At 73.4% G+C, this 2,948-nt stretch carries 3 protein-coding genes; all 3 read left to right on the top strand.

Annotation, left to right across the window (positions count from 1 at the left end; translation table 11 throughout):
- The first annotated feature begins 338 nt into the window (after positions 1–338).
- Positions 339–1,499: a pyruvate dehydrogenase (acetyl-transferring) E1 component subunit alpha gene (pdhA, locus tag HGA02_RS15140; RefSeq protein ID WP_168679847.1), complete on the top strand. Its 1,161-nt coding sequence runs from the start codon at positions 339–341 to the stop codon at positions 1,497–1,499.
- Complete coding sequence (locus HGA02_RS15135) at positions 1,496–2,527, top strand: alpha-ketoacid dehydrogenase subunit beta (protein ID WP_235843397.1); 1,032 nt, start codon at positions 1,496–1,498, stop codon at positions 2,525–2,527. The genes pdhA and HGA02_RS15135 overlap by 4 nt, the downstream gene beginning before the upstream one ends.
- A gap of 96 nt (positions 2,528–2,623) precedes the next feature.
- The coding region (locus HGA02_RS15130; protein ID WP_343035505.1) for a biotin/lipoyl-containing protein at positions 2,624–2,948 on the top strand (325 nt) is incomplete at its 3' end.

The raw sequence follows: 2,948 nt of genomic DNA, 5'->3' as shown, positions 1-2,948 counted from the left end.
GGCCGGCGCGCCGACGCCCCGGCCGGCTGTGACCGCGGGGGAGGGGTCCGGTGGCGTGGTGGTGCCGCCGGTCGCGCCGGTCTCGTCGTCGCGCATCGTCGGGCCCCTTCCCGCGGTGGCGCTCACCGCCTCACCACTGTCATCGGCTGGTCACGGCGGGTTCTGTGAGGACGCGACCGGCTGAAAACCGCCGACGGGGTCTGTAGGGGTTCCACAACGCGTCCGGACGAGCCTTGTTCGTCGGGTTCGCGGGCAACCTACGCATGCGTAGCCTACGCTGACGTAGGTTCGAGCCAACGACCCGGACTGCCCGACCACGAGCGGCCACCGCCGCCGGCGTGAAGGAGAACCGCGTGAGCCAGACCAGCCCGCCGACCGACGACGGTCTCGTCCAGCTGCTGACTCCCACGGGTGAGCGTGTCCCGCACCCCGACCTCGACGCCCGCGTCGCGCACCTCGACGCCGACGGCCTGCGCGCGCTGTACCGCGACATGGTGCTGGTGCGCCGCTTCGACACCGAGGCGACGTCGCTGCAGCGTCAGGGCGAGCTCGCGCTGTTCGCGCAGGGGCTCGGCCAGGAGGCCGCGCAGATCGGCTCCGCGCACGCGATGAGCCCGCGCGACCACGTCTTCCCGAGCTACCGCGAGCACGGCGTCGCGCACGTCCGCGGGGTCGACCTCGCGCAGGTGCTGCGGCTGTTCCGTGGCATCGACCACGGCGGCTGGGACCCGGTCGCCCACGGCTTCCACCTGTACACGCTCGTCATCGGCTCGCACACGCTCCACGCGACGGGCTACGCGATGGGGCTCCAGCGCGACGGCCTGGTCGGCACGGGCGACCCGGACCGGGACGCGGCGGTCGTCGTCTACTTCGGCGACGGCGCGACGTCGCAGGGCGACGTCAACGAGGCGCTCGTCTTCGCGGCCGTGAACAACGCGCCCGTCGTGTTCTTCTGCCAGAACAACCAGTGGGCGATCTCCGAGCCGACGACCAAGCAGGCACGCGTGCCCCTCGCGGACCGCGGCCCGGGCTTCGGCGTCCCGTCGGTGCGTGTCGACGGCAACGACGTCCTCGCGACCTACGCCGTCACGCAGCAGGCGCTCGAGCGCGCACGCACCGGGGGCGGCCCGACGTTCGTCGAGGCGTTCACCTACCGCATGGGCGCGCACACCACGTCGGACGACCCGACGCGCTACCGGTCCAGCGCGGAGGAGGAGTACTGGCGCCGCCGCGACCCGATCGACCGCCTCCGCCTGCACCTCGAGCAGCTCGGCGAGCTCTCGGCCGAGTTCGTCGAGCAGGTCGCCGACGAGGCCGACGCGCTCGGCGAGCGCATCCGCACCGAGGTCCGGGCGATGGGCCGCCCGTCGTCGGCCTCGATGTTCGAGCACGTGTACGCCACGCCGCACGCCGTCGTCGAGGGCGAGCGGGCCTGGTTCGAGCGGTACGAGGCGTCGTTCACGGATGCCGGCCAGTCGCGGGAAGGGAGCCACCGGTGAGCACGACCACGACCGAGGTGCGCGCGGCGGACGCCGGCACCCGCGGCACGCAGCGTCTGACGTTCGCGAAGGCCATCAACCTGGGCCTGCGGCGCGCGCTCGAGAACGACCCGCGCGTGCTGCTCATGGGCGAGGACATCGGCAAGCTCGGCGGCGTCTTCCGCGTGACGGACGGCCTGCAGAAGGACTTCGGCGAGGACCGTGTCGTCGACACGCCGCTCGCGGAGTCCGGCATCGTCGGCACCGCGATCGGCCTGGCGCTGCGCGGCTACCGCCCGGTGTGCGAGATCCAGTTCGACGGGTTCGTCTTCCCCGCGTTCGACCAGATCACGACGCAGCTGTCGAAGATGCACTACCGCTCGCAGGGCCGCCTGACGCTGCCCGTCGTCATCCGCATCCCGTACGGCGGCGGCATCGGCGCGGTCGAGCACCACTCCGAGTCGCCCGAGGTGCTGTTCGCGCACACCGCGGGCCTGCGCGTCGTCAGCCCGTCCAGCCCGGTCGAGGCGTACCGGATGATCCAGCAGTCGATCACGTCGCCCGACCCGGTGATCTTCTTCGAGCCCAAGGGCCGCTACTGGGAGAAGGGGGACGTCGACCTCGACGCGCCCGCCGACGGCCCGCTGCTCGACAAGGCGCGGATCGTGCGCGCGGGCACCGACGTCACCGTCGTGGCGTACGGGCCGACCGTGCAGACCGCGCTCAAGGCCGCCGAGGCCGCCGCCGCGGAGGGCACGAGCGTCGAGGTCGTCGACCTGCGCGCGCTGTCCCCGCTCGACACCGCGACGGTCGCCGAGTCGGTCCGCCGCACCGGCCGCTGCGTCGTCGTGCACGAGGCCCCTGTGCTGTACGGGACGGGCGGCGAGGTCGCGGCCCGCATCACCGAGGAGTGCTTCTACCACCTGCAGGCGCCGGTGCTGCGCGTCGGCGGGTTCCACGCGCCCTACCCGGTCGCGAAGGTCGAGCACGACTACCTGCCCGGTCTCGACCGGGTCCTGGACGCCGTCGAGCGCGCACTCGCGTTCTGACGGCTCTGCCCGCGCCGCTGCGTCGCCACCCCTGACGCGGCGGCGCGGGCTCACCCGACCCGCTCGCCGACCGCCCCGTCCGAGGAGGACCCGCACGTGCCGACCTACCAGCAGTTCCCGCTGCCCGACGCGGGCGAGGGCCTGACCGAGGCCGAGATCGTCGCATGGCACGTGGCGGTCGGGGACGCCGTCGAGGTCAACCAGACGATCGTCGAGATCGAGACGGCGAAGTCGCTCGTCGACCTGCCCAGCCCGTGGACGGGCGTCGTCTCGGCGATCCTCGTGGAGCCCGGCCAGACGGTCGACGTCGGCACCCCGATCATCGAGATCGACACCGACCCGAACGGCGAGGCGCCCGCGCCCGGCACGGGGCGCGGCGGCGCGATCGAGCACGGGCACCGCGGCGGCGGCGACCGGCACG

This window comes from Cellulomonas septica (genome assembly GCF_012396155.1).
Classification (GTDB): Bacteria; Actinomycetota; Actinomycetes; order Actinomycetales; family Cellulomonadaceae; genus Cellulomonas; species Cellulomonas septica.
This window is presented reverse-complemented; position numbering and strand designations above follow the sequence as displayed.